Origin of the sequence: Tardiphaga sp. 862_B3_N4_1 (assembly GCF_051811085.1) — a bacterium.
Classification (GTDB): Bacteria; Pseudomonadota; Alphaproteobacteria; order Rhizobiales; family Xanthobacteraceae; genus Tardiphaga; species Tardiphaga robiniae.
Genome location: NZ_JBPWQB010000001.1, coordinates 1,484,145 through 1,507,095 on the forward strand (window position 1 = coordinate 1,484,145; position 22,951 = coordinate 1,507,095).

23 protein-coding genes are annotated in these 22,951 nt (G+C 63.3%); 8 read left to right on the forward strand and 15 right to left on the reverse strand.

Translation table 11 applies throughout. From position 1 onward, the window contains the following. Nucleotides 1-40 precede the first annotated feature (40 nt). The 11 genes from meaB to AB8B02_RS06835 form a co-directional block, all read right to left on the reverse strand. A complete protein-coding gene (meaB, locus tag AB8B02_RS06785; protein ID WP_439063501.1) occupies nt 41-1,024 on the reverse strand; it encodes a methylmalonyl Co-A mutase-associated GTPase MeaB in 984 nt (327 codons plus the stop codon). Further along, nucleotides 1,021-1,827: a hypothetical protein gene (locus tag AB8B02_RS06790; RefSeq protein ID WP_439063502.1), complete on the reverse strand. Its 807-nt coding sequence runs from the start codon at nt 1,825-1,827 to the stop codon at nt 1,021-1,023. Before AB8B02_RS06790 ends, meaB begins: the two co-directional genes overlap by 4 nt. Further along, the gene (locus AB8B02_RS06795; RefSeq protein ID WP_158596821.1) at nt 1,824-2,180 is read right to left on the reverse strand and encodes a HepT-like ribonuclease domain-containing protein; all 357 of its coding nucleotides are present in this window, start codon (nt 2,178-2,180) and stop codon (nt 1,824-1,826) included. The genes AB8B02_RS06790 and AB8B02_RS06795 overlap by 4 nt, the downstream gene beginning before the upstream one ends. 43 nt (nt 2,181-2,223) lie before the next feature. Further along, nucleotides 2,224-4,377, reverse strand: coding sequence for a methylmalonyl-CoA mutase (gene scpA, locus AB8B02_RS06800; RefSeq protein ID WP_320443706.1), 2,154 nt, complete (start codon nt 4,375-4,377; stop codon nt 2,224-2,226). Between the two features lie 199 nt (nt 4,378-4,576). Continuing rightward, nucleotides 4,577-5,044, reverse strand: a complete 468-nt coding sequence (locus AB8B02_RS06805; protein ID WP_093759041.1) for a GFA family protein — start codon at nt 5,042-5,044, stop codon at nt 4,577-4,579. Nucleotides 5,045-5,055: 11 nt separating this feature from the next. Continuing rightward, on the reverse strand, nt 5,056-6,927 hold the full coding sequence (locus tag AB8B02_RS06810; RefSeq protein WP_439063503.1) for a methylmalonyl-CoA mutase family protein: 1,872 nt from the start codon (nt 6,925-6,927) through the stop codon (nt 5,056-5,058). 260 nt (nt 6,928-7,187) lie between these two features. Then, nucleotides 7,188-7,679 carry a 2-amino-4-hydroxy-6-hydroxymethyldihydropteridine diphosphokinase gene (gene folK / locus AB8B02_RS06815; protein WP_089266998.1) on the reverse strand — a complete coding sequence of 164 codons (492 nt, stop codon included), beginning with the start codon at nt 7,677-7,679 and terminating at the stop codon, nt 7,188-7,190. 3 nt (nt 7,680-7,682) lie between these two features. Continuing rightward, nucleotides 7,683-8,048, reverse strand: coding sequence for a dihydroneopterin aldolase (gene folB / locus AB8B02_RS06820; protein ID WP_089266999.1), 366 nt, complete (start codon nt 8,046-8,048; stop codon nt 7,683-7,685). Continuing rightward, nucleotides 8,045-8,890 (reverse strand): dihydropteroate synthase, encoded by an 846-nt coding sequence (gene folP, locus AB8B02_RS06825; protein ID WP_089267000.1) that lies wholly within the window; start codon nt 8,888-8,890, stop codon nt 8,045-8,047. The genes folB and folP overlap by 4 nt, the downstream gene beginning before the upstream one ends. A gap of 235 nt (nt 8,891-9,125) precedes the next feature. Beyond that, the gene (locus tag AB8B02_RS06830; protein WP_439063504.1) at nt 9,126-9,533 is read right to left on the reverse strand and encodes a DUF4332 domain-containing protein; all 408 of its coding nucleotides are present in this window, start codon (nt 9,531-9,533) and stop codon (nt 9,126-9,128) included. 74 nt (nt 9,534-9,607) lie between these two features. Then, nucleotides 9,608-9,973 (reverse strand): hypothetical protein, encoded by a 366-nt coding sequence (locus AB8B02_RS06835; RefSeq protein WP_068734292.1) that lies wholly within the window; start codon nt 9,971-9,973, stop codon nt 9,608-9,610. Nucleotides 9,974-10,341: 368 nt separating this feature from the next. Here AB8B02_RS06835 and AB8B02_RS06840 point away from each other — a divergent pair, with 368 nt between their 5' ends. The 4 genes from AB8B02_RS06840 (at nt 10,342) to AB8B02_RS06855 (ending at nt 15,237) form a co-directional block, all read left to right on the forward strand. After that, nucleotides 10,342-11,964: a helicase HerA-like domain-containing protein gene (locus AB8B02_RS06840; protein ID WP_439063505.1), complete on the forward strand. Its 1,623-nt coding sequence runs from the start codon at nt 10,342-10,344 to the stop codon at nt 11,962-11,964. Nucleotides 11,965-12,101: 137 nt separating this feature from the next. After that, nucleotides 12,102-13,394: a glycosyltransferase family 87 protein gene (locus AB8B02_RS06845; protein ID WP_439064604.1), complete on the forward strand. Its 1,293-nt coding sequence runs from the start codon at nt 12,102-12,104 to the stop codon at nt 13,392-13,394. A gap of 12 nt (nt 13,395-13,406) precedes the next feature. After that, on the forward strand, nt 13,407-14,810 hold the full coding sequence (locus tag AB8B02_RS06850; protein WP_231077372.1) for a M20/M25/M40 family metallo-hydrolase: 1,404 nt from the start codon (nt 13,407-13,409) through the stop codon (nt 14,808-14,810). Nucleotides 14,811-15,021: 211 nt separating this feature from the next. Next, nucleotides 15,022-15,237 carry a hypothetical protein gene (locus AB8B02_RS06855; RefSeq protein ID WP_093759036.1) on the forward strand — a complete coding sequence of 72 codons (216 nt, stop codon included), beginning with the start codon at nt 15,022-15,024 and terminating at the stop codon, nt 15,235-15,237. A gap of 170 nt (nt 15,238-15,407) precedes the next feature. On the opposite strand, the gene AB8B02_RS06860 is transcribed toward AB8B02_RS06855, so the two are convergent. Continuing rightward, nucleotides 15,408-16,187: a class II aldolase/adducin family protein gene (locus AB8B02_RS06860; protein WP_439063506.1), complete on the reverse strand. Its 780-nt coding sequence runs from the start codon at nt 16,185-16,187 to the stop codon at nt 15,408-15,410. A gap of 139 nt (nt 16,188-16,326) precedes the next feature. After that, nucleotides 16,327-17,331 carry a GlxA family transcriptional regulator gene (locus AB8B02_RS06865; RefSeq protein WP_439064605.1) on the reverse strand — a complete coding sequence of 335 codons (1,005 nt, stop codon included), beginning with the start codon at nt 17,329-17,331 and terminating at the stop codon, nt 16,327-16,329. A 61-nt stretch (nt 17,332-17,392) separates the two neighbouring features. Between AB8B02_RS06865 and AB8B02_RS06870 the strand changes: the two genes are divergently transcribed. Together AB8B02_RS06870 and AB8B02_RS06875 are read left to right on the forward strand one after the other, a co-directional pair. Next, entirely contained in the window at nt 17,393-18,109 is a 717-nt protein-coding gene (locus tag AB8B02_RS06870; protein WP_439063507.1) for a DJ-1/PfpI family protein, read from the forward strand. Nucleotides 18,110-18,151: 42 nt separating this feature from the next. Further along, complete coding sequence (locus AB8B02_RS06875) at nt 18,152-18,520, forward strand: nuclear transport factor 2 family protein (protein ID WP_439063508.1); 369 nt, start codon at nt 18,152-18,154, stop codon at nt 18,518-18,520. Between the two features lie 7 nt (nt 18,521-18,527). Here the strand turns inward: AB8B02_RS06875 and AB8B02_RS06880 are convergent, their stop codons facing one another. Beyond that, nucleotides 18,528-20,024 carry a PLP-dependent aminotransferase family protein gene (locus AB8B02_RS06880; RefSeq protein WP_439063509.1) on the reverse strand — a complete coding sequence of 499 codons (1,497 nt, stop codon included), beginning with the start codon at nt 20,022-20,024 and terminating at the stop codon, nt 18,528-18,530. 109 nt (nt 20,025-20,133) lie between these two features. Here AB8B02_RS06880 and AB8B02_RS06885 point away from each other — a divergent pair, with 109 nt between their 5' ends. Then, nucleotides 20,134-21,090, forward strand: coding sequence for a DMT family transporter (locus AB8B02_RS06885; protein WP_439057957.1), 957 nt, complete (start codon nt 20,134-20,136; stop codon nt 21,088-21,090). On the opposite strand, the gene bla is transcribed toward AB8B02_RS06885, so the two are convergent. Continuing rightward, nucleotides 21,050-21,919: a class A beta-lactamase gene (bla, locus tag AB8B02_RS06890; RefSeq protein ID WP_439063510.1), complete on the reverse strand. Its 870-nt coding sequence runs from the start codon at nt 21,917-21,919 to the stop codon at nt 21,050-21,052. The two genes, AB8B02_RS06885 and bla, sit on opposite strands and share 41 nt — an antisense overlap. Before the next feature lie 227 nt (nt 21,920-22,146). Here bla and AB8B02_RS06895 point away from each other — a divergent pair, with 227 nt between their 5' ends. Then, nucleotides 22,147-22,860 carry a DNA helicase gene (locus tag AB8B02_RS06895; RefSeq protein WP_439057961.1) on the forward strand — a complete coding sequence of 238 codons (714 nt, stop codon included), beginning with the start codon at nt 22,147-22,149 and terminating at the stop codon, nt 22,858-22,860. Nucleotides 22,861-22,951: the final 91 nt, after the last annotated feature.

A 22,951-nucleotide genomic window follows, 5' to 3' on the forward strand; every position in this document is an offset into this window, starting at 1 on the left:
AGCCGACCTCTCCCCGCAAGCGGGGAGAGGTTAGGGCGCGCTACCTCAACAACTCCACGATCGCTTCCGCCGCGACGGCAGGCGTCATCGTGCCGTCGGCGACGTCGCGTTCGACTTGTTTGACCTTGCTGCGAATGCCGGGATCGCTGCGCAGCCGTGCCTTCAACCGATCCTCCAGCATGGTCCACATCCACTTCACCTGCTGCTCGCGGCGGCGGGCGGCGAAATCGCCGGAGGCATTCATGGCGGTGCGATGCGCGACGACCTTGTCCCAGAGTTCGGCGATACCCGTCTTGGTCAGCGCCGAATAGGTCACGACTGGCGGATGCCAGTGCTCCGAGCGCGGCGCCAGGATATGCAGCGCGCCGCGATAATCCCCAGCGGTGATATTGGCGCGTTTGAGGTTGTCGCCATCGGCCTTGTTGATGGCGATCATGTCGGCGAGTTCGATCAGGCCTTTCTTGATGCCCTGCAACTCGTCGCCGCCGCCGGGCAACATCAGCGCCAGAAAGAAGTCGGTCATGTCGCAGACCGCGGTTTCCGACTGGCCGATGCCGACGGTTTCCACCAGCACCACGTCGAAACCTGCCGCCTCACAAAGTAACATCGCCTCGCGCGTTTTCGCTGCGACGCCGCCGAGCGTGCCGGAGGACGGCGAGGGACGGATGAAGGCGTTCGGATGGGCGGACAGATCGTTCATCCGCGTCTTGTCGCCGAGGATCGAGCCGCCGGTGCGCGCCGAGGAGGGATCGACGGCCAGCACCGCGACCTTGTGGCCGCGCTCGATCAGATACATGCCGAGCACATCGATGGTGGTCGACTTGCCGACGCCGGGCGAGCCGGTGATCCCAACGCGAAACGCTTTGCCTGTGGCGGGCAGCAGTGCCTGCACGAGTTCGCGCGCGGCGGCCTGATGATCGGCGCGGCGGCTTTCCACCAGCGTGATCGCCCGCGCCAGCGCGGCGCGGCTGCCGGCGCGGAGGTCTTTGGCGAGCGCGTCGATGTCGATGGGGGCTTTGGTCACTGCGGCCCCTTGTCGTCGTCCTTCGGCCGCTCGCCGGCGAAGATCGCGCTGCCTTCGGCCGACAGATAGGGCTTGAATTTCTCCCACGGCACGAAGGCGTCGTAATCGCCTTCGGCATAGGAGCCGACCGCATAGGGGCCGTAATGGAAGCTGAGGCCGGAGCTCTTGTCGGCTGATGTCGACGGCGCCAGCGATACCGGCCCGATCTTGAGCAGCTTCGGCTCCAGCGCATCGACGAGGCTCATGTCGGGATTGTCGTTGTCGCGTTTTGTCTTCTCGACTTTGAGATCGGCGACGACCGCATCGCGGATCGCCGTCATCGCCGGCCCGCCATCGGCGAGCTCGGTGAAGAAAGGGCGGATGCTGATCATCTTGCCGGCCTGCCTGTCCCACAGCAGCGTGTCGTTGGCACGATTGGGATGCGCGCCGCCGGTGTAGTTGTAGTCCGCGCGAATGATGCTGACATAGCGGGCCGCGACCAACGAGCTTTGCGCATAGGTCCGCTCGGATTCCCATGGCCGGTTGCGCATGTCGGCAGGGAGATCGTTCATCTCCTTGCGCTGCGCGGCAAGCTCCTTGAGCGTCTTCGTAGCCCAGCCATTGCTGGCGGATGTGAGATATTTCAGCAGCGGCGCATCGGACTTGATCGCGGCATCGAAGAACACGGCGACCTCGGTGTATTTGGCCTTGAGCTGGATGTCGGGTGTCGGCTCGGCGGCGAGGGAGATCGCTATGGAAGTGATTAGGAAGGCACAGGCCAAGCCTGCGAGACGAGAAGTATTACGGATATAAGCAAGTTTCATTCTGGAGACCTGAGCCGCGCGGCGCACCGTTCGAGAGGAGGCATCAAATCGTGAGCCCAATGTAGAAGAGTGTCTGGCTCAACTCTGATTGCGACGTTGCCGAGACGATCACTCATCTCGGCAACCGCTGTCCAGTCTACTTCAGCTTCGCGCTTCTTTATCTCATTCGGGATGTGATCCGAAGCAATTCCGATAATCTCGAAAAATCGCTCCATGGCCACGCAAGTCCTCATGTCCTTGGCGAGGTCTGCCGACGTGCGACCAGCGATAGCTTCTTTGACCAGCGCAATTTTCTCGTAGATATGCGAGAAACGCTCTGCAACGGACGGTGGCGGAATTGTGCCAGTTTCCATGGACCAGCTCATCAGGCACCCGATTGGTTGATTGTGGTCTTGATTACTCCGCCGCCTCGCTGTGTCCCAGCCGCGCATTGAGCTTGTGGATCAGCTCTTCGGCCGCCTCCGAGATCACCGTGCCCGGCGGGAAGATCGCCTCGGCGCCGGCCTTGTAGAGTTCGTCGTAATCCTGCGGCGGGACGACGCCGCCGATGATGATCATGATGTCCTCGCGGCCCTGCTTCTTGAGCGCGGCCTTCAGCTCCGGCACCGCGGTGAGATGGGCGGCGGCCAGCGACGACAGGCCGAGGATGTGTACGTCGTTCTCGACGGCCTGCCGCGCGGCTTCATCGGCGGTGGCGAATAGCGGCCCGATATCGACGTCGAAGCCGACATCCGCGAAGGCCGAAGCAATCACCTTCTGGCCGCGGTCGTGGCCATCCTGGCCGATTTTCGCGACGAGAATACGCGGACGGCGGCCCTCGGCGTCCTCGAAGGCATCGATCAGCGCCTGAACCTTCTGGACCTTGTCGTTCATGGTGGACGCCTCGCGCTTGTAGACACCGGTGATGGATTTGATTTCGGCGCGGTGACGGCCGAACACTTTCTCCATCGCGTCCGAAATTTCGCCGACGGTGGCCTTGGCACGTGCGGCATCGATGGCCAGCGCCAGCAGGTTGCCGTTGCCGTCCTTGGCCGAGCGCGTCAGCGCCGCCAGCGCGGCATCGACGTCGGCCTGGCTGCGCTCGCCACGAAGCCTCTTCAATTTGTCGATCTGCAGCCGGCGCACGGTGGAGTTTTCCACCTTGAGCACGTCGAGCGCTTCTTCATTCTCCGGCTTGTACTTGTTGACGCCGATCACAGCCTGGCGGCCGGCATCGATGCGCGCCTGGGTCTTGGCGGAAGCTTCCTCGATGCGCAGCTTGGGCACGCCGGCCTCGATGGCCTTGGCCATGCCGCCGAGCTCTTCCACTTCCTGGATATGCGCCCAGGCCTTGGTGGCGAGATCGTGCGTCAGGCGCTCGACATAATAGGAGCCGCCCCACGGATCGATGATGCGGTTGGTGCCGGTTTCCTGCTGCAAAAATAGCTGCGTGTTGCGGGCGATGCGGGCCGAGAAATCGGTCGGCAGCGCCAGCGCCTCATCGAGCGCATTGGTGTGCAGCGACTGGGTGTGGCCCTGCGTCGCCGCCATCGCCTCGATGGTGGTGCGCATCACGTTGTTGTAGACGTCCTGCGCGGTCAGCGACCAGCCCGAGGTCTGGCAATGGGTGCGCAGCGAAAGCGATTTCGGGTCCTTCGGATTGAACTGCGTCAGGAGCTTGGCCCACAGCAGCCGCGCGGCGCGCATCTTGGCGACTTCCATGAAGAAGTTCATGCCGATCGCCCAGAAGAACGACAGCCGCGGCGCGAAGCGGTCGACATCGATGCCGGCGGCAAGACCCGCGCGCAGATATTCGACGCCGTCGGCGAGCGTGTAAGCCAGCTCAAGATCCTGCGTCGCGCCGGCCTCCTGCATGTGATAGCCGGAGATCGAAATCGAATTGTACTTGGGCATCTTTTGCGAGGTGTAGGCGAAGATGTCCGAGATGATCCGCATCGAGGGCGTCGGCGGATAGATATAGGTGTTACGCACCATGAACTCTTTCAGAATGTCATTCTGAATCGTTCCGGTCAGCTTCTCCGGCGGCACGCCCTGTTCTTCGGCGGCGGCGACATAGAGCGCGAGGATCGGCAGCACCGCGCCGTTCATGGTCATCGACACGCTCATCTGGTCGAGCGGAATACCGGCGAACAACGTGCGCATGTCGTAGATAGAGTCGATCGCCACGCCGGCCATGCCGACGTCGCCCGACACGCGCGGATGATCGCTGTCATAGCCGCGATGGGTGGCGAGATCGAAGGCGACCGAGAGGCCCTTCTGGCCGGCGGCGAGATTGCGGCGATAGAAGGCGTTGGAATCTTCCGCGGTGGAGAACCCGGCATATTGCCGGATCGTCCAGGGCTGGTTGACATACATGGTCGGGTAGGGGCCGCGCAGGAATGGCGCGATGCCGGGATAGGTATCGAGGAAATCGATGCCCTTGACGTCATCCTCGCCGTAACCCGGCTTCACCAGAATGCCTTCCGGCGTCAGCCACGGTTCGCCTTGCGATGGCGCGCCGGCGGCGATGGGCGAGAAAGCGATGTTGGTGAAGTCAGGAATCTTGGTCATGGTCGTTTCTCGAATTCTCGATTGCGTTCGATGAGTCTCTGAACGTTCTTCTTGTAGGTCGGGTCGTCTGACGGGGGCGTTTCAGTTTTCCGCCAGAGTACCACGTCAAACACTTTCTCAAGCACCTTGGCGATCGGCCACATCAGCAAGTCGAATAGCAAACTGCCCATGTGCGTGATCCTTGTTGAAACACGCTATCTCAATCATGATCCGGATGCTGATAGCTGAACACTTCCGCGCATTTCTCCGGTCCAAAATTCTGCATCGTCGTCTTGCTCGGCAGGTTCGACACGTTGCCGACCCAGCCCAGGCGTGACTCGGTGCCGAATTGCTGCGTCGGCACCACGCGGTCCGGCCTGTCGAAGGCGCCGGTCATGATCTCGATCTTGGGGCCGCCGATGGCGCGGTAGCTCAGCGGCGTGCCGCATTTGGCGCAGAAGTCGCGTTCCGCAATCGACGATGACTTGAACGCCGCCGGCTTGCCGCGGGTCCACGCAAAATTCTCGTTCGGGATATCGGCGAGCGAGGCGAATGGCGCGCCGGTGGCCTTCTGGCACATGCGGCAATGGCAGATGCTGACCCGGGTCGGCGCAGCCGACAGCGCAAAGCGGATCGCGCCGCATTGGCAGCCGCCGGTCAGCGCGGGTTTGCTCGCCGTTGCCGTCATGGCTTACTCCATCAGGCCGAATTTAGTAGATCATGGGCCTGCACCAGCATCGCCAGCGCATCGCCGCCGGCAATGATAAAATCCCTAACGCCTGCGTCGCGCAAGGGCGCCTCGAGGTCGCCGGGGCGGCCTGCCAGATAGATATGCTTCGCGCCGGCGGCCTGAAGCGCTTTTGCTGCGGGCGCGGCCTGGCCGGCATAGAGCTTGTCGGACGAGCAGATACATACCAGCGCGGCGCCGGAGGCCTTCCAGGCCTTGGCGAGTACGGCCGGATCGGAGAAACCGTCGCTGTCGAGGGCTTCGATGCCGCCGGTCTCGAAAAAGCTCTTGGCGAAGGTCGCGCGGGCCGTGAAATCGGCCGGCGTGCCGAGATTGGCCAGAAACACTTTCGGACGGGCACCCTTGCGTGCCAGCAGGTGATCCGACTTGTCGCGCAGCGCCTCGAAGGGCGAGGCCAGCCGGATCGGTTCCAGCGGGTTGAACTTGATCTTGTCCTTGCCATAGGGCTTGCCGGGGATCGGCTTCACCTTCAGCACACTGGCGCGGGCCTCATGCAGGTTCGGGAATTCGCTGGCGCCGGTGAGCACTTCGCGGCGCTTGGCGACGCTGGCCTGACGCGCGGCACGGGTGGCGGCGACCTTCGGCTGGATCACATTGTTGCCAAGCGCCGGGAAGGCGCCGCCGGCTTTTTCGATGTCCTGGAACTGGGCCCATGCGGCGTCGCACAGTTCGCGCGTCAGCGCCTCGATGCCGCCGGCACCGGCGGCGGGATCGGTGACCTTGGCGAGATTGGACTCTTCCAGCAGCACCAGTTGGGTGTTGCGCGCAGCACGGCGCGCGAAACCGTCGGGCAGGCCGAGCGCCAGCGTATGCGGCAGCACGCAGATGGAGTTGGCGCCGCCGAGACCGGCAGCAAAGGTGGCCATGGTCGCGCGCAACATGTTCACATAGGGATCGCGCTGGGTGAGCATGCGCCATGCGGTGTCGGCAGCGATGAACAGCGGCTTCGGCGCGAGGCCGCAGCTTTCCTCGACGCGCGCCCATAAGAGGCGCAGCGCGCGGAATTTCGCCATGGTGAGAAACTGATCGGCATCAGCCGCGAGACGCGCATAGACCATGCCGCGGGCCGTCTCGAGCGGAATGTTGTGGTCTTCCATCGCGCGCAGATAGGACACCATCACCGCCAGGACGTAGGACAGTTCCTGCACTTCGGAGCCGCCGGCATCGTGGATAATGCGGCCGTCGGCGACGGCGAACGGGCCCTTGAAGCCTTGCGCGGCGAGCTTCTTGATGGCGTCGGTGACGGCCGGCGCCATCTCCCACCAGTTATAGGCGCTGGTGCCCCATACTGCGGTGGCGCCGATGGGATCGAGACCAAAGCGGATGTCGCATGTGGCGGGATCGATGCCCTTCGTCTTGATGTAATCGGCCAGATGCGTCACGGCCATGCGCGACTGCGGGCCGGCATGGAGTTCGATGCCGATCCCGGCGTCGAGATAGATGCCGTCGAACAGCGTCTCGATGGTGTCGGGCGAGGCGACGAGGCCGAACCCCCGCGCGCCATTGGCACCTTCGAACACCAACGTGAGACCAGTGGCGCCGTTTTCGAGATCGTGCAGCGCCTGCTTGTTCGACTTGCCGGCATCCGGGTGGTCGATCCGCTGCATGATCTGCCATGGGGCCGCGGGCGGGCGGCTGGCAATCGGCGCCGCATCCCGGCCGCGCGGATAGATCGGCTGGATCTTGACGCCGTCATAGGTCTTGCTGATCAGCTTCTCGAACGGCGCGCCTTTCAGCACGCCATCGACGAGCTTGCGCCAGTCATCGTAACTCGCAGGCGCAAAATCGGCGGCCAGCCGCAGGTCGTCAGTCGCAGTCGACATTGAGGAACTTCACTCCCGGTATTGCTTCGTGGTTGAGCCGGAAAATGCCATGCCGAGAAGGGGTTGCCAATGGCTGTTCGAGCATGGGGATGCGCGGAATTGGCGCTTTCTTCCCTCTCCCCGCAATGCGGGGAGAGGGCGGCGTCGCGCAGCGACGACGGGTGAGGGGCGGGGCACAGAGCCAAACCAATCTGGTCCGAGCTGGTCGCGCCGTGGGATCTGCGAGTGATCTTGTGAGGATAGTTCCGGCGTGTTGGCGCTCAATCGAGGTCGGGCAGCTTCTCGATGCCGGCGGTTGAGAGCGCCTTCAGATGCTCGGCAACGGTCTTGCCCGCGATCACCCGCTCCGGGGCGATCTCGGCTAGCGGCACCAGAACGAAGGCGCGGGTGGTGGCGCGCGGGTGGGGCAGGTGCAGTTCCGGCTTGGCGATGACCACGTCGTCATAGGCGATCATGTCGAGATCGAGCGGCCGCGGACCCCAGTGCCCCTCGGCAACGCGGTTGCGGCCGAACTTGTGTTCGATCCTGTGCAGCGTGAACAACAGCGCGTGCGGATCGAGTTCGGTCTCGATCTCGATTGCCGCATTGACGAAGTGGTCCTGCGGCACATCGCCGACTGGCGGCGTGCTGTAGTCTGCCGAGCGTTCGATCAACGCGGCCTGCGTCATGCCGCAGATATTGCCGATCGCCTTGCGGAAGGTCATGCGGACATCGCCGACATTGCCGCCGAGCGCGATGAGGACGCTGGCCATCGGTTACGCCCGCGATCTGCGCAGCACCACGCCGACATCGTCGAAGATCGCGGCGATCGGCGCGTGCGGCTTGTGCACGGTGACCTTGACCGAGCTGATGCGCGGAAAATCCGCGAGCACCGCATCGGCCACCGCACCGGCAGCGCGTTCCAGCAGCTTGTAATTGGTGTCCTTGAAAGCGGCGATCGCGGTGGCGACGACATTGGCATAGGACACGGTATCGGCAAGGCGGTCGGTGCGCGAGGCAAGGTCGATATCGGCATCGAGTTCGAGATCGATGACGAAGCGCTGCCCGACGACGCCTTCGTAGTCGAGCACGCCGTGATGGGCATGCACGGATACGCCCTTGATGAAGATCATGTCGGTCATCTTAAGTCCTCGATGGCTGCGGTGACGCGCAGGGCCTGAACGGTTTCCGCGACGTCATGCGCGCGGACGATTTTGGCGCCGTGCCGCACCGCCAGCAGATGCGCGGCGAGGGATCCGCCGATGCGCTGCTGCGGCTCCGACGGTACGACGGTCGATATGAATTTCTTGCGCGAGGCGGCGATCAGCACCGGCAGGCCGAAGCTGGTCAGCGCGTCGAACCGCGCCAGCGCAATCATGCTCTGCTCAGGCGTCTTGCCGAAGCCGATGCCGGGGTCGAGTACGATGTGGCCCGCAGGGATGCCGGCCCTGGCGGCGATCTCCAGCGAGCGCGCGAAGAAGCTTTTCATGTCGGCGACGATATCGATGCTGCCATCGACCTCGTCGCGGTTATGCATGACGACCACAGGCGCGCTGTGCTCGGCGATGACGCGCGCCATGTCGGGATCGCGCTGCAGTCCCCAGATGTCATTGGCGATGGCGACGCCGGCGGCGAGCGCTTTCGCGACGACGGACGCCTTCATGCTGTCGATCGACACCGGCGTGCCGAGCGCGACCACGTCGGCCAGCACCGGCACGAGCCGCGCCCATTCTTCATCGGCGGTGACAGGCCGGGACCCATAGGGGCGCGTGGACTCGGCGCCGATGTCGATGATCCCCGCGCCCTCGGCGATCATTCGCCTGGCCTGCGCCAGCGCACGCTCGGGGGCATCGAACTGGCCGCCATCGGAGAAGGAATCCGGGGTGACGTTCAGGATACCCATCACGGCAGGCACCGGCGATGCCAGCAGCGCGGCCAGCACCGGGTGGACCGTCGGAGCAGACGTTGTCGGACGCGCGATCATGAGGTCGCTTTGCGCGGTCGGGGGGAGGGAGTCAAGATGGATCAAAACGTCATTCCGGGGCGCATGCGGCGTGAGCCGCAGGCGAACCCGGAATCTTGCAGCGTGAAGCGATCCGGCGTTTCAGCCATCTCGGGATTCCCCGTCACTCCAATCGGAGTGGCTGAGGTTCACGCTCCGCTAGCGCTGCGCGTGCCCTCAGGCACACCAATTGGTGTGCCGGGGAATGACGAGAGGCTCAATACGAAATCTTCAGCGGCAGCTGGCGGGCCTTTTCGATCAGGTCGCCGACCGACTTCTCGGAGGGCATCGCCCGCACCAGCTTGCGCTTGTCGTTGGCCTCGCGCATCGCCTGAGCCAGGCGGGACGGGTTGCGGTGGGTCAATTCGCGTACCGTGTTGACGCCGGAGGCGCGGAGCAGTTCGGCCTTGGCCTTGCCCATGCCGGGGATGCGCAGGTAGTCGGCGAGGTTCGCCCATTCGAGCAGTTGCTGTTCGCTGAACCCGGTCTTGGCAGCGAGTTCCTTGCGGCACTTCGCGGAGTGAGCGGCGTCCAGCAGCCCTTCCATGGTGCGGATGCCTGCCTTTTTCAGTTTGGTCGCGGCGAAGGCCGTCAAACCGTCAATCTTGGAGATGGGATATGTCATGGTACTCAGACGTATGAAGATCGGACGTATGAAGATGCTGGACGCTTACGCGCGGCTGCTGACGTAACAGACGGTCAGGAGAACTGGCTCAGGCCAGGTGTGCCGGCAACGATCTCGTCCATGGCATCCGCGCCGATCTTCTCGCGGCCGAACTTGAACAGTTCGCGCGCGACGCTCTGGATCTCGCCCATGCCGAGGCCGAGACCCATCAGCTTGCTGCCCAGGGCCATGATGCCGCCGCCCATCAGGCTGCTCAATCCACCACCGCCCTCTGACGATGCGATGGCTGCATCCGCACCCGGAATTTTTTCGATGAGCGCATTGACCGGCGCGGCCGGTGCTTCCTTGCGCAGGAACCCCAAGATAATGCCGACAGCCTTTTCAGCCACAGCTTCGTCGATGCCGACCTTTGCGGTCAGCGCTTTGATTAATTCGTCCATGATGCCCCGCCTCACATCGGTTGAGTGCCGATGCCCTTATGTTGAAAAGTGATCTTGAGCCGCTGTGATTCGAATTACAAGCGCGCCAACTCGCCCGACGTGCGATTCAGTGTGATCGCGTATCGAGTGTTGCACCAATGCAAGAGCAAACGTGAAATTTTGGTCAATTGTTCGCAGATGCGACAGCGCCGTACTTTGGAAAGAGCAAAAAGATACGGCTTGTGTTTCGTCCGTGGGAACGACGGACGGGTTTCAGGTGTGGCGGGAACGCTTTGCGTTTCAATCGCTCGCCAAGATGCGGTAAGATCATGGTGAGCCGCAAATTTTTTTGAAATCTTTTTCTTGATGCGCGCGACAGAGGCGATCCGATGGCGACCACCGAACTGAAGTCAGGCGATACCGACGGCAAGATCTTCATCGGCAAGGGCGACCAACCGGCATGGCTGACGCTGGCCCTCGGCAATCGCCACGGTCTCGTCACGGGCGCGACGGGAACAGGTAAAACCGTATCGCTGCAGGTGATGGCGGAGGGCTTTGCACGTGCCGGTGTGCCGGTCTTCGCTGCGGACATCAAGGGCGACCTCTCGGGGATAGCCGAAGTCGGCGAGGGCAAGGACTTTATTTTGCAGCGCGCCAAGGAGATGGCGCTGACGTTCCAGCCCGATCAGTTCTCGACCGTGTTCTGGGACGTGTTCGGCGAGCAGGGCCATCCGGTGCGCGCGACCATCTCGGAGATGGGGCCACTATTGCTGGCGCGGCTGCTCGATCTCAACGATGTGCAGGAAGGCGTGCTCAACGTCGCCTTCCGCGTCGCCGACGAGAACGGTCTGACGCTGCTCGACATGAAGGATCTGCGCGCGCTGCTCGATGCCATCGTGCCGATGACCGCCAAGAAGGACGAGGTCGATCCACTCGCCGATGTCCGCAAGTCAGCCTTGAGCTTCGGAAACGTCACCAAGGCGACGATCGGCACCATCCAGCGCCAATTGCTCGTGCTGGAGAACCAGGGCGCCGATAAATTCTTCGGCGAGCCGGCGCTGGAGCTGAAAGATTTTCTCAAGACCGACCGCGACGGCCGTGGCATGGTCAATATCCTCGTCGCCGACAAGCTGATGTCGAGCCCGCGGCTCTACGCAACCTTCCTGCTGTGGCTGCTCTCGGAACTGTTCGAGGAATTGCCCGAAGTCGGCGACCTGCCGAAGCCCAAACTGGTATTCTTCTTCGACGAGGCGCATCTCTTGTTCAACGATGCGCCGAAGGCGCTGCTCGACAAGATCGAACAGGTCGTGCGCCTGATCCGCTCCAAGGGCGTCGGCGTCTATTTCGTCACCCAGAACCCGATCGATGTGCCCGATCGCGTACTCGCCCAGCTCGGCAATCGCGTTCAGCACGCTCTGCGCGCCTTTACGCCGCGGGACCAGAAGGCGGTGCAGGCGGCAGCACAGACCTTCCGTGCCAATCCGAAACTCGACACGGCCACGGTCATCACCGAACTCGGCAAGGGCGAGGCACTGGTCTCGTTCCTCGAAGGCAACGGCACGCCTGCGATGGTCGAACGCATCATGGTGCGTCCGCCGACCGCACGTATCGGGCCGATCACGCCTGAGGAGCGCAAGGCGATCCTCGCGGCGAGCCCGGTGAAGGGCAAATACGACACCGCGATCGATTCCGAATCCGCCTACGAGACGCTGCAGAAGCGCATCGCCGGCACGGCGGCGACGCCCGCCGAGGCTGGCGACGCGGCGGGCGGTGGTGGCGGCGGATTTCTGGGCCAGCTCGGTGCCATCGTGGGCACCATCTTCGGCACCAATACCGGCCGCAACAGGCTCTCCACCGGCCAGGTGATTGCGCGGAGCGTCACCCGCAGCGTGACCAATAAGGTCGTCGGTGGCATCGTCGCCAATATCGGCAAGCAGGTGGGCGGCTCGCTGGGAAGCTCGATCGGCCGCGAGATCGTGCGCGGGACGCTGGGCGGGATTTTGAAGCGGTAAGTGCCATTCACCACGTCGGTATACGCCGGTCTGCGCCTTTGCAGGTCCGGCGCCATCTGCTACCCACCGCGGTCTGAACGCGCTGCCTTGGTGCGTCTTTGAAGCGGGACTGCGAAGTGACGAAAAGTGACGGCGAAATGCCGGTTTTGCGGTGGCCGTCCTTGCGGCAGCCGCTGGACGTGCTGTTCCTGATCACCTGCGTCCTGCTGACGGCGGATGTGCTCGTCCCGGAAATCTTCGGCAACGGCAAGACCAAGGACTACGCGCTGTGGTTCTGGGCTGGGCGGCAGGTGCTGCATGGTGCGCCGCTCTATGAGGCGAAGACCAATGGTGCGCTGGACTTCATCTATCCACCGCTGTCCGCGGTCTTGCTGGCGCTCCCGAGCTGGTTCGGCAAGATCCCGCTCTATCTCTTGCTCTCGATCTTGAATTCGGCGGCCTGGGCGATCACCAGCCAGCTGTCCAATGCCATGACCGGCTCGAAGAAGATTCCGGCGGCCTGGCTCGCGGCGCTGCCGGGCTTTGCGACCATCACCTTCGTGTTCGACATGTACGATCTCGGCCAGCCCAATCTGGTGCTGCTGGCGATGATGCTGCTCGGCTTCTGGTGGATGCAGAAGGATCGGCCGTGGCTCGGCGGCAGCATGTTTGCGCTCGCCACGGCCATCAAGGTGTTTCCGGTGGCGGTGCTACCCTATCTGATCTGGCGGCGGCACTGGGCGGCCTCGGCCAGCATGATCATCTGCACGCTGCTGTTGCTCTATGTGGTGCCGGCGCCGTTTCGCGGCTTCGCGCGCAATGCGGCCGAGGTGAAGACCTGGTACACCGAAATGGTCGGCTCCAGCTCCGAGAAGGGGTTCGGCCAGCGCGACGAACAGAACTGGTCCTGGGTCAATCAGTCGATCATCGCGATGACGCATCGTCTGGTGCGGCCGATCGATTATTTCCAGGACGATCGCAAGCGTGGATCGGCCACGATGAACGTGATCGATGTCAGCTACAAAACCGCGAACCTGATCGTGCTCGCGGTGTCTGGTCTGATCGGCCTCGGCTTCATTTGGTCGCTTTTGCCGCGATCGAAACTCACGCCGCGCTCACGTGCCGAAGAACTCGGCATCCTGTTCTGCCTGATGACGGTGGCATCGCCGCTGGCGCGGCAATATTACTTCATGTGGCTGTTTCTGCCGCTCACGGTGCTGATGCATCGCGCCGCCGATGATCCCAGGCCGAATGTACGGACCGGGACATGGTGGCTGCTTGGCATCATTGGCGTGCTGATGGCGCTGTCGATCCCGGTATTCCCGGCGATGCTGCAGGCCTGGGGCAATAATCTGCTGGCAACGGCCATCCTCGCAGGCGGATTGATCTGGCATATGCACCACCCGCCGGTGCTGCTAGATTCCACCGAAATTCCGGACCATCACGCTTAAGGAAATTCGCTCATGTCCAATACGCAGCTTGCATCCGTTCTCGATCGCGTCGATGCCGATTTCGACAAGGCCCTGGAGCGGTTGTTCGCGCTGTTGCGGATCCAGTCGATTTCCGCCGATCCGGCTTACGCCGAGGACTGCAAGGCGGCGGCAAAGCATCTGGCCGGCGAGATCGAGGGCCTGGGCTTCAACGCCGAGGTACGGCCGACGGCGGGCCATCCCGCTATCGTCGCCACCGCCAAGGGCAACACCGGCAAGCGGCCGCATGTTCTGTTCTATGGTCATTACGACGTTCAGCCGGTCGATCCGCTGAACCTGTGGCATCGTCCTCCGTTTGAGCCGGTGGTCACCAAACATGCCGATGGCCGCGACATCATCGTTGCGCGCGGTGCGCAGGACGACAAGGGCCAGCTCTCGACCTTCGTGGAAGCCTGCCGGGCCTGGGTGAATGTCACAGGCTCGCTGCCGATCGATCTCACCATCTGCATCGAAGGCGAGGAGGAGGTCGGCTCGAAGAATTTCGTGCCGTTCCTCGAAGCCAACAAGAAGGATCTCGCCGCCGATTTCGCGGTGGTGTGCGACACCGGCATGTGGGACCCGAGCACCCCGGCGATCACCACGTCGCTGCGCGGGCTCGTCTATGAAGAGGTGAAGATCACTGCAGCCAACCGCGATCTGCATTCCGGCATCTATGGCGGCGGTGCGCGCAATCCGATCCGCGTGCTGACCAATATTCTCGGCAAGCTGCATGACGACAATGGCCGCATCACCATTCCCGGCTTCTATGATGGCGTGAAGGATTTGCCTGCCGATATTCTGGCGCAGTGGAAGGGCCTCGGTCTCACCGCGGAGAGCTTCCTCAAGCCGATCGGTCTCTCTATTCCGGCCGGCGAGCGGGGCCGCGAACTGATCGAACAGATCACGTCGCGTCCGACCTGCGATATCAACGGCATCGTCGGTGGGTACACGGGCGAGGGCTCCAAGACGGTGATCGCCTCGCATGCGTCGGCGAAAGTTTCGTTCCGCATCGTCGAGGGTCAGGACCCCGGCAAGATCCGCGATGCGTTCCGGGCTTTCGTCACGTCGCAATTGCCCGGCGATTGCACGGCGGAGTTTCTCGATCATTCCAATGCGCCGGCCATCGCGCTCGACTGGAACATGAAGCCGCTCGCCGCTGCGCGCGATGCGCTGACCGACGAATGGGGCAAGCAGGCGCTGCTGATCGGCTCAGGTGCGTCGATTCCCATCGTCGCGGATTTCAAGCGCACGCTCGGTCTGGACTCGCTCCTGATCGGCTTCGGCCTCGATGACGACAATATCCATTCGCCGAACGAGAAGTACGACCTCAAGAGCTTCCACAAGGGCATCCGGTCGTGGGCGCGGATCATTGCGGCGCTGGCGGATGTGAAGAAGTAAGCTGGCAATAGCCGTCATGCCCGGCATATGCCGGGCATCCACGTCTTGGCCGCGAGCTGAGGCGCGGATGGCCGGGACATCTAGCGAAGCTGCGCTTCGCGCTTTAGCCCGGCCATGACGGAGTGTTGGGATGACGACTGCCTTCGCGTTGACCCACATCAAGGCTTGCGTCAGGCTTTCCTGATCGAAAGACAAAAAAAGGGAGGATGCAATGTCCGCAGCCGAAATCGCCAATACTCATTTCTCTGCCGCGATGGCGGCAGCTCAGACCGCCGGGGTCGATCAGGACAGCGTCTGTCGCTCCCTCGTGAATCTCGTGGTCTCGAAGTATCTGGAGACAAGGACCACGGCTGACGTACAGTCGGAGCTGCATTTCGTTGCCGATAATTGCGATCCCGACACGGATTTTGCGTTCATGCGGCCGTGATCCCAGGCTCGTCATTCCCCGCCATTCCAAGTGGAATGGCCGAGGTTCGCCTGCGGCGTCGCACGCGCCCCGGAATGACAGTCTGCACCAAACATAAAAACGCCGCCCGGAATTGGACGGCGTTTTGAATCACTGTGTAGAGGTATGTAACCTCTCTATAGCACCAAATCTCAGGTCTTGTAAGACGGATCGCGGCGGTCGAGCTTGCGCAGCATCGGCGGCCAGACCAGCTTGGTCGAGCGCAATTCGGCCTTGTCGGGGTTGCCCACCAGCACGGCGTTCTTGTCGATGACGATCTGGTCGACCGGATAGGCGGTCGGGCCGAGCATCCGGGTGCGGACCTGCATGGTGCAGGCGCGTTCCAGGTAATACATGCGCTCGAACGCCGAGGCGACCGAGCGGCCGACGGTCAGCGTGCCGTGATTGCGCAGCAGCATGGCGTTCTTGGTGCCGAGATCCTTCTGCAGGCGGGGGCGTTCGTCGTGATCGAGCGCGACGCCTTCATAGTCGTGATAGGCGAGTTCGGGGATCACGAGCTGAGCAGTCTGGTTCAGCGGCTGCAGGCCCTCCATGCAGGAGGCCACTGCGGTGCCGTCCGGGGTGTGCAGATGCATCACGCAGCCGGCGTCTTCGCGGACTTCGTGGATTGCCGAATGGATGGTGAAGCCGGCCGGGTTGATGCTGTATTCGCTTTCGGAGAGCTGGTTGCCGTCGAGATCGACCTTGACCAGCGACGATGCCGTGATCTCTTCGAAGATCAGGCCATAGGGATTGATCAGGAAGTGATGGTCGGGGCCGGGCACGCGGGCGGAGATGTGGGTGTCGATGAGATCGTCCCAGCCGTAGAGCGCAACGAGGCGATAGGCAGCGGCGAGATTGACGCGCTGGGCCCATTCACCCTCGCTCATATGCGATGGCACTTCCTTGAGGCGGGCTTCGGCTGGTGACATGGTGAGTGCTCCCGGATTGACTGGCAGTGTTTTGGCGTTCGGCTGATGCCAGCCTAATCCCGCCCTGTTGCGGCAGCAAGCCGGACGGTTTGCGCGGCAGACATGCTTACCAGGGTGGTAGAAGGCCCGATCGCGACATTCAGGAACTGAAACGCGCGCGATAATCCTGTGGCGTAGCAGAAAGCAATCGCAGGAAGCTGCGTCGCATGGTTTCTTCGGAACCGAAGCCGCAGCGTTGCGAAATGCGTTTCACCGGCAGTTTCGTTTCCGAGAGCAGCCGCCGCGCGGCCTCGACGCGCAACTGCTCGACGGCGCGGGCGGGCGTGATGCCGGTGGCGTCCGCATAGTGCCGGCTGAAGCTGCGTTCGCTCATGCCGGCCTGTTCTGCCAGCATGGGTAGCGAAATGTCGTCGGCGAGATGCTTGCCGATCCAGTCATGCAGCGCGCCGAATTTGTCGTCCGCGGTCTGTAGCGATAATGCCGCGCTGAATTGCGACTGGCCGCCGGGGCGCTTGAGAAACACCACGAGATGACGCGCCACCATCAGCGCGACGCTGCGTCCGAGGTCTTCCTCCACCAGCGCCAGCGCGAGATCGATTCCCGCGGTCACGCCGGCCGATGTCCAGAACGCGCCGTCGTGGACGAAGATCGGGTCGGACTCCACATGCACGTCGGGAAAGCGCTGCGCGAGTTCGGAACACCAGGACCAGTGGGTGGCGGCACGACGGCCGTCGAGTACGCCGGTTGACGCAAGCAGGAACGCGCCGGTGCAGACCGAGGCGGTGCGCCGCGCCTTGGCCGCGCGCTTGCGGACCCAGGCGACCATAGCTGGATCGGAAGCGGCGGCATGGACGCCGGGACCGCCGGCAATCAATAGCGTGTCGATCGGTTCGGCCTGGCGCGGCAGATCGCTCACGGCGAGGCCAAGTCCGGCAGAGGCGGTCACACTATGGCCGCCGCGCGCGATCACGCGCAGCCTATAGGGCGCAGGTTGTCCCTTGCGCTGCATGATCTCATTGACCGTGGCGAAGACCTGCAGCGGGCCGGACACGTCGAGCAGTTGCACCGACGGGAACGCCAGCACGTCGATAACGCGCGGAACCGTCGCAACAGAGTTTGGCGGAGAACGAGGGGTCTTTGGCATATTCGCCAGACTGTGCCGGGCTAGGTTCGGCTTGTCCATTCACAAATGCTTGGAGCATTCCATGATCCCGCCAGACCAACATCTCCAGATCGGCTCGCTGTTGTTTGAGGGGCTTGACCAGATCGATCTCACCGGCCCGTTCGAAGTGCTGTCGCGAATCCCGAATTCGACCTATCGAATCTATGGCAAGACCACCGACCCCGTGCGCGACTACAGGGGGCTCCGTATTACGCCGGATGCCGCCATTGGCGACGCGCCCCAGCTCGACGTGCTGCATGTGCCCGGCGGCTTCGGCCAGGAAGCGCTGATGGACGATACGGTTGTGCTCGATTGGCTCCGTCAGCAGGCCGGACATGCTCGAATCTTTTCGGTCTGCACCGGCGCGCTGATCTGCGGCGCTGCGGGATTGCTGATGGGCCGCCGCGCGACCACGCATTGGGCGTCGTTTCATCTGCTGCGCTATTTTGGCGCAACGCCGGTCAACGAGCGCGTGGTGATCGACGGCGACTGGATCTTCGCCGCCGGCGTGACGTCGGGCATTGATGGCGCGCTGCGTCTGGCTGCAGAACTGCGCGGCGACGAGGTGGCGCAGGGAATTCAGCTGTTCATGGAATACGCGCCACAGCCGCCGTTCCACAGCGGCACGCCCGAAACCGCACCGGCGACGGTGCTGGCGCAGACCCGTCAGTCGGTGGCGAAGATCACCGCGCAACGCGAGGCCACCGCACAACGCGTCGCGACGAAGCTTGGCATCATCGTGCCGACAGCGGCGGAGTGAGTTGCGCAAGCCGCTTCTAATATGATCGAAAGGATCATGATCATGAACCTCACGCACATCCATGCATTTACCCAAGCGATGCAGCGCAAAGACCTCGATGCCATGCTTTCGCATATGGCCGACGACATCGTTCTGAAGACGCCGCTTGCCGCGGAGCCATTCAAGGGCAAGGCGGCAATCCGTCCGGTGGTGACAGCGCTGCTGGGTGTCGTCGACAACTTCGATTTCCGCGAAGTGCTGCAGGGGCCCGAACACGTGTCCGCCTTCTTCGGTATCACCGTTGGAACAGAACAGCTGGATGGCGTCGACTACTGGCGTCTGAACGACGCCGGCCTCATACAGGAAATGACGGTGCTGTGGCGACCGCTGCCGGCGGCGCTGGCCGTCGAGAGGAAGCTCGCGGCTGCATAGGAACGCGTCAGCCCTTCGGCCGCTTCGGTGGCTTGCCGGAGCGGCCGCGTGGCGGAGCTGTGGCGCGCAGCACCTGTCCGACGATGGCGGCGGCCTTGTCGATCTCCTGTTCGTTCCAGGCGGAAAAGCCCATGAACAATCCCTGGCCGGCCACAGGTCCGGTGAAATACATCGATAGCGGGCGGCCGGTCACGCCGAGCTCGGCAAGTCGTGCCGAAATGGTGCGGTCGTCGCGATCGAGATCGAGATGGGCGAGCAACTGCATGCCGCCGGCCGGCGGTTCGATCGTCAGGTGATCGCCGGCATGAACTTGCAGTGCCTGCAGCAGGTGATCGCGCCTGCTGCGATAGATACGCGTCATCTTCCGGATATGCGCCGCGAAGTGACCGTCGTCGATGAATTCGGCCAGCGCATCCTGCACCGGCGCCGGCACGATATGGCTGCCGTGGCGCTGCGCCTTTTCGAACAGGTCGGCAAGATCCGGCGGCACGATGGCGTAGCCGCTGCGCACATCCGCGAACATCGGTTTCGAGAACGTGCCCACATAGAACACGCGGCCGCTGTCATCGAGGCCCTGCAGGGCGGCGACGGGGCGGCCGTCATAGTGGAATTCGCTGTCATAGTCGTCCTCGACGATGGCAGCCCCGATGTCATTGGCAAATGCAAGCAATTGCTGCCGCCGGCTCACAGGCATCAGCCGTCCGGTGGGATGCTGATGCGACGGGGTCACGAAGATCAGCCGCGGGCGATCGCGCCGACCTTTGATGGAGAGGCCGCTGCCATCCAGCGAAATGCCGCGCATGGTCGCGCCGGCCGCATTGAGCGCCGCATATGCGCCGCCATAGCCGGGGCTTTCGACCCAGGCGAGATCGCCGGCATCGAGTAACACGCGCGCGATGAGTTCAAGCGCAGACTGCGCCGATGGCATCAGGATGATCTGTCGTGCCTCGGCCCGCACGCCGCGATAGGCGATGAGATGGCGGAGCAGGGCGTTGCGCAACGAGGCGCGATTGATGGCGGGATCGCCGGTCGATCCGCGTCGCGCCGCGCGGCGCAGGCAGCGCGCCCAGATGTCGTGGGGAAACAGCCGCGCATCTGCCAGCGCCGGGGCCAACAGCAGTGGCCGCCCTTTGTTGATGAACGGCCAATCCGACTTCTGCACGCGCTCGGCCCAGCGCGACAGGCCGAGCGGCTTCGGCGTCTTGCCGGCAATGTTGCGCCCGGTCAGCAACGCCTTGCGCTCGGCGGCGGCGACCATGGGGCGTCGTCCCTGTGCGACGTCGAGATAGCCTTCCATGGCCAACTGATCGATGACGGACGAGACGGTGTTGCGCGCGAGGCCGAGCTGCAGCGCGCAGTCGCGGCTCGACGGCAGGCGATGGCCCGGCGGCAGCGCGCCGCTCAGGATCGCCGCGCGGAGCTGATCATAGAGCTGCCGCGTCAACGTCTCGCCGCTCGCGGATCCGCGCGCGATATCGATCAGCCCTGCGAGAATGTCGCCCATCAAACTGGCTCAGTCATTTTTACTGGAATGGATCTTTGATTGGGGCCAGTAAAACCTAGTGTCCTCGGTCTGTCGAGTGCGCCATGCACCGAAGCCGTGAGATGAAGCCATGTCCGAACATCCCCTGTCGCGCCGCACGGCGCTGCTGCTGTTTGCCGTCGTCGTGACCATGTGGGGGCTGAACTGGACGCTGACGAAATTTCTGGTGCAGCACATTTCGCCGCTGTGGTCGGTGGCGATCCGCGCCGTGATTGCCACGCTCGCTCTTGCGGCGATTACGCTGGCGCGCCGGCAATTCATCGTGCCGCGGCGCGGCGACATGCCTGTGATCGTCAGTGTCGCGGTTCTGCATATGGGCCTATTCTCGGTGCTGGTTGCCTTCGGCCTGCAATTTGTGCCGGTCGGGCGCTCCATCGTGCTCGGCTACACCACGCCGCTCTGGGTCGCGCCGGCCGCTTGGCTGCTGCTGCGTGAGCCCGTTCCGCGAGAACGTCTCGCGGGCATCGTGCTCGGGCTTGCCGGCATCGCTGTCATGTTCAACCCGTCGGCATTCGACTGGAGCAACGGCAATGCGCTGATCGGCAGCGGGCTGTTATTACTCGCGGCGCTGTGCTGGGCGGCGAACATCGTCTATGTCCGCGGCCACCGCTGGATCTCCGAGCCGTTTCAACTCGTGTTCTGGCAGGCGCTGCTCGCGAGCGTGCTGCTGACAGTGCTGGCGCTGATCCGCGAAGGCGTCCCCGATATCGCCTGGACGCGCGAACTCGTCGGCGCATTGCTGTTCGGCGGGATCTTCGGCACGGCGCTGGCGCATTGGGCGATGGTGATCATCAACCGCAGCCTGCCGGCGACCATTACGTCGCTCGGCCTGCTGGCAACGCCGGTAATGGGCGTTGCGATTTCCGCGCTGGTGCTGGGCGAGGCGATCGAGCTGTCGCTGATCGCCTCGATGGCCATGATTCTTGGCGGGATTGTCGTCGGAACGATGTCGCGCCGGAAGCCAGATGTTCTGCCGACGACGCAGCCTATCCCAGTTGCCGCCCGACCATCTCGCCAATCGCCGTGAACACCGTCTCCAGTTGCGGAGCCGTCGGCGTGCCGCCCTGCGTATAGGCGGCGATGACGACGGGCTGGTCTGGCTTCGGCCAGGTCACGGCGATGTCGCCGGCGGCGTCCTTGCCGTTGTTGCCGGTCTTGTCGCCGATCTTCCATGTCTTCGGCAGCCCGGCGCGCAGGCGCTTGTCGCCGGTCTTGCAGTTCACCATCCAGTCGGTGAGGCGTTCGCGCGAGGCGGGCGTTAACACGTCGCCTGTCACGAAGCGTTTGACGTTGCCGGCCATCGCGGCAGGTGTAGTTGTGTCCTGCGGATTGCCGGGACGCGAACGGTTCAATAGTGGTTCGTTGTGATCGAGGCGCGAGACGCTGTCGCCGGTCCTGTTCCAGAAGGCGGTGAGGGCGGCCGGACCGCCAACGCGCGCCAGCAGCATGTTGGCGCAGGTGTTGTCGCTGAGCTCGACGATGGCCTTGCACATGTCGGCCACCGACAGCGCACCCTTGGCAAGATTGTCGCGCGCGACCGGCGCGTAGTCGAGCAGGTCCGCCGCGGCGTAGGAAATCATCTGATCGGGCTTGTCCTCGCCGCGGTCGATGCGGGCGAGAACGCAGGCGGCGAGCGAGGCCTTGAACGTGCTGCACATCACGAAGCGCTCATGGGCGCGCCACGCGATCTTTGCGCCCGTCTTGAGGTTTTCGGCATAGACGCCGATCCGCCCGCCGGTGTCGCGTTCATAGGCTTGCAACGCTGCCGGCGCGTCCTTTGCCGTTTCCTTGGCAAAGGCCGGCCACGCCATGAGCGCCGGCGCAGCCGCCAGCAATGTTCGTCGATTGATCATCATGGCGTGTCATTCGCGGGCGAAGAGGGAGAATTGATGGCGGGCGATTGGAAGTCCGCAATTTCGCGGGGAAGGGGATTGCGCTACACTGTGATTCTGGCGCGGCCCACGCCTCCCCCCTCCAGCGGGAAAGTATCGATCATACCGGGCTCTCTGATCACCGAACCAACTGTTCGAGCATCAAGCATAAGGAGGGGTTGTGACAACGCTCGCACCAGGAGGTTCTCACAATGCGTCTTTCTGCGCCTGTTTATCAATTGAAGCGCAAGGCCAGGCTTCTATCCCGCGCCGATAACATTCCTCTGCACGAGGCACTCGACCGGATCGCCGTGCGAGAAGGCTTTGCTGCCTGGAGCCTGCTTGTGGCCCGAATGTCTTCGGTGGCACCTGCCGCGAAACTGTTCGAACAACTGTCTCCTGGCGATCTCGTGCTGGTCGGCGCGCGCCCGGGCCATGGCAAGACGCTGATGAGCCTGAAGCTCGCCGTGGAGGCGATGCAATCCGGCCATCGCAGCGTGTTCTTTTCGCTGGAATACAGCGAAAAGGACGTGCTGGACCGTTTCAGTGCCATCGGCGTGGAGCGGGGGCGTTTCGATACTCTGTTCGAATTCGACAATTCCGACGACATCAGCGCCGACTACGTCGTCCGGAAACTGGCCGATGCGCCGCGCGGCACGCTTGTGGTGATCGACTATCTGCAACTGCTCGATCAGAAACGCGAGAACCCGGCCTTGATGGTGCAGGTGCGTGCGCTGCAGTCATTCGCGAGGGAACGCGGGCTGATCTTCGTCTTCATCTCGCAGATTCATCGGTCCTACGACCCCGCCGTGAAGCCATGTCCCGATCTGGACGATGTGCGGTTGCCGAATCCTGTCGATCTCGGCCTGTTCAGCAAGACGTGCTTTCTGAACAACGGCGACATCAGGTTTCAGGCGGCGCGTTAGTCTACGACACGGGCCATGAACAACAAGAGTCGTCATGGCCGGGCTTGTCCCGGCCATCCACGCCTTTCATGATCGCCAAGACGTGGATGCC

What these genes read in the sequence shown, in the direction of transcription:
- folB (WP_089266999.1), bottom strand. Translation starts at nt 8,048, where the DNA reads ATGACCGACATGATCTTCATCAAGGGCGTATCCGTGCATGCCCATCAC.
- bla (WP_439063510.1), bottom strand. Translation starts at nt 21,919, where the DNA reads ATGATGATCAATCGACGAACATTGCTGGCGGCTGCGCCGGCGCTCATG.
- AB8B02_RS06880 (WP_439063509.1), bottom strand. Translation starts at nt 20,024, where the DNA reads ATGGGCGACATTCTCGCAGGGCTGATCGATATCGCGCGCGGATCCGCG.
- AB8B02_RS06865 (WP_439064605.1), bottom strand. Translation starts at nt 17,331, where the DNA reads ATGCCAAAGACCCCTCGTTCTCCGCCAAACTCTGTTGCGACGGTTCCG.
- AB8B02_RS06810 (WP_439063503.1), bottom strand. Translation starts at nt 6,927, where the DNA reads ATGTCGACTGCGACTGACGACCTGCGGCTGGCCGCCGATTTTGCGCCT.
- AB8B02_RS06795 (WP_158596821.1), bottom strand. Translation starts at nt 2,180, where the DNA reads ATGGAAACTGGCACAATTCCGCCACCGTCCGTTGCAGAGCGTTTCTCG.
- folK (WP_089266998.1), bottom strand. Translation starts at nt 7,679, where the DNA reads ATGGCCAGCGTCCTCATCGCGCTCGGCGGCAATGTCGGCGATGTCCGC.
- AB8B02_RS06850 (WP_231077372.1), top strand. Translation starts at nt 13,407, where the DNA reads ATGTCCAATACGCAGCTTGCATCCGTTCTCGATCGCGTCGATGCCGAT.
- AB8B02_RS06840 (WP_439063505.1), top strand. Translation starts at nt 10,342, where the DNA reads ATGGCGACCACCGAACTGAAGTCAGGCGATACCGACGGCAAGATCTTC.
- AB8B02_RS06870 (WP_439063507.1), top strand. Translation starts at nt 17,393, where the DNA reads ATGATCCCGCCAGACCAACATCTCCAGATCGGCTCGCTGTTGTTTGAG.
- AB8B02_RS06790 (WP_439063502.1), bottom strand. Translation starts at nt 1,827, where the DNA reads ATGAAACTTGCTTATATCCGTAATACTTCTCGTCTCGCAGGCTTGGCC.
- AB8B02_RS06855 (WP_093759036.1), top strand. Translation starts at nt 15,022, where the DNA reads ATGTCCGCAGCCGAAATCGCCAATACTCATTTCTCTGCCGCGATGGCG.
- scpA (WP_320443706.1), bottom strand. Translation starts at nt 4,377, where the DNA reads ATGACCAAGATTCCTGACTTCACCAACATCGCTTTCTCGCCCATCGCC.
- AB8B02_RS06875 (WP_439063508.1), top strand. Translation starts at nt 18,152, where the DNA reads ATGAACCTCACGCACATCCATGCATTTACCCAAGCGATGCAGCGCAAA.
- AB8B02_RS06835 (WP_068734292.1), bottom strand. Translation starts at nt 9,973, where the DNA reads ATGGACGAATTAATCAAAGCGCTGACCGCAAAGGTCGGCATCGACGAA.
- AB8B02_RS06860 (WP_439063506.1), bottom strand. Translation starts at nt 16,187, where the DNA reads ATGTCACCAGCCGAAGCCCGCCTCAAGGAAGTGCCATCGCATATGAGC.
- AB8B02_RS06895 (WP_439057961.1), top strand. Translation starts at nt 22,147, where the DNA reads ATGCGTCTTTCTGCGCCTGTTTATCAATTGAAGCGCAAGGCCAGGCTT.
- AB8B02_RS06830 (WP_439063504.1), bottom strand. Translation starts at nt 9,533, where the DNA reads ATGACATATCCCATCTCCAAGATTGACGGTTTGACGGCCTTCGCCGCG.
- folP (WP_089267000.1), bottom strand. Translation starts at nt 8,890, where the DNA reads ATGATCGCGCGTCCGACAACGTCTGCTCCGACGGTCCACCCGGTGCTG.
- AB8B02_RS06885 (WP_439057957.1), top strand. Translation starts at nt 20,134, where the DNA reads ATGTCCGAACATCCCCTGTCGCGCCGCACGGCGCTGCTGCTGTTTGCC.
- AB8B02_RS06845 (WP_439064604.1), top strand. Translation starts at nt 12,102, where the DNA reads ATGCCGGTTTTGCGGTGGCCGTCCTTGCGGCAGCCGCTGGACGTGCTG.
- AB8B02_RS06805 (WP_093759041.1), bottom strand. Translation starts at nt 5,044, where the DNA reads ATGACGGCAACGGCGAGCAAACCCGCGCTGACCGGCGGCTGCCAATGC.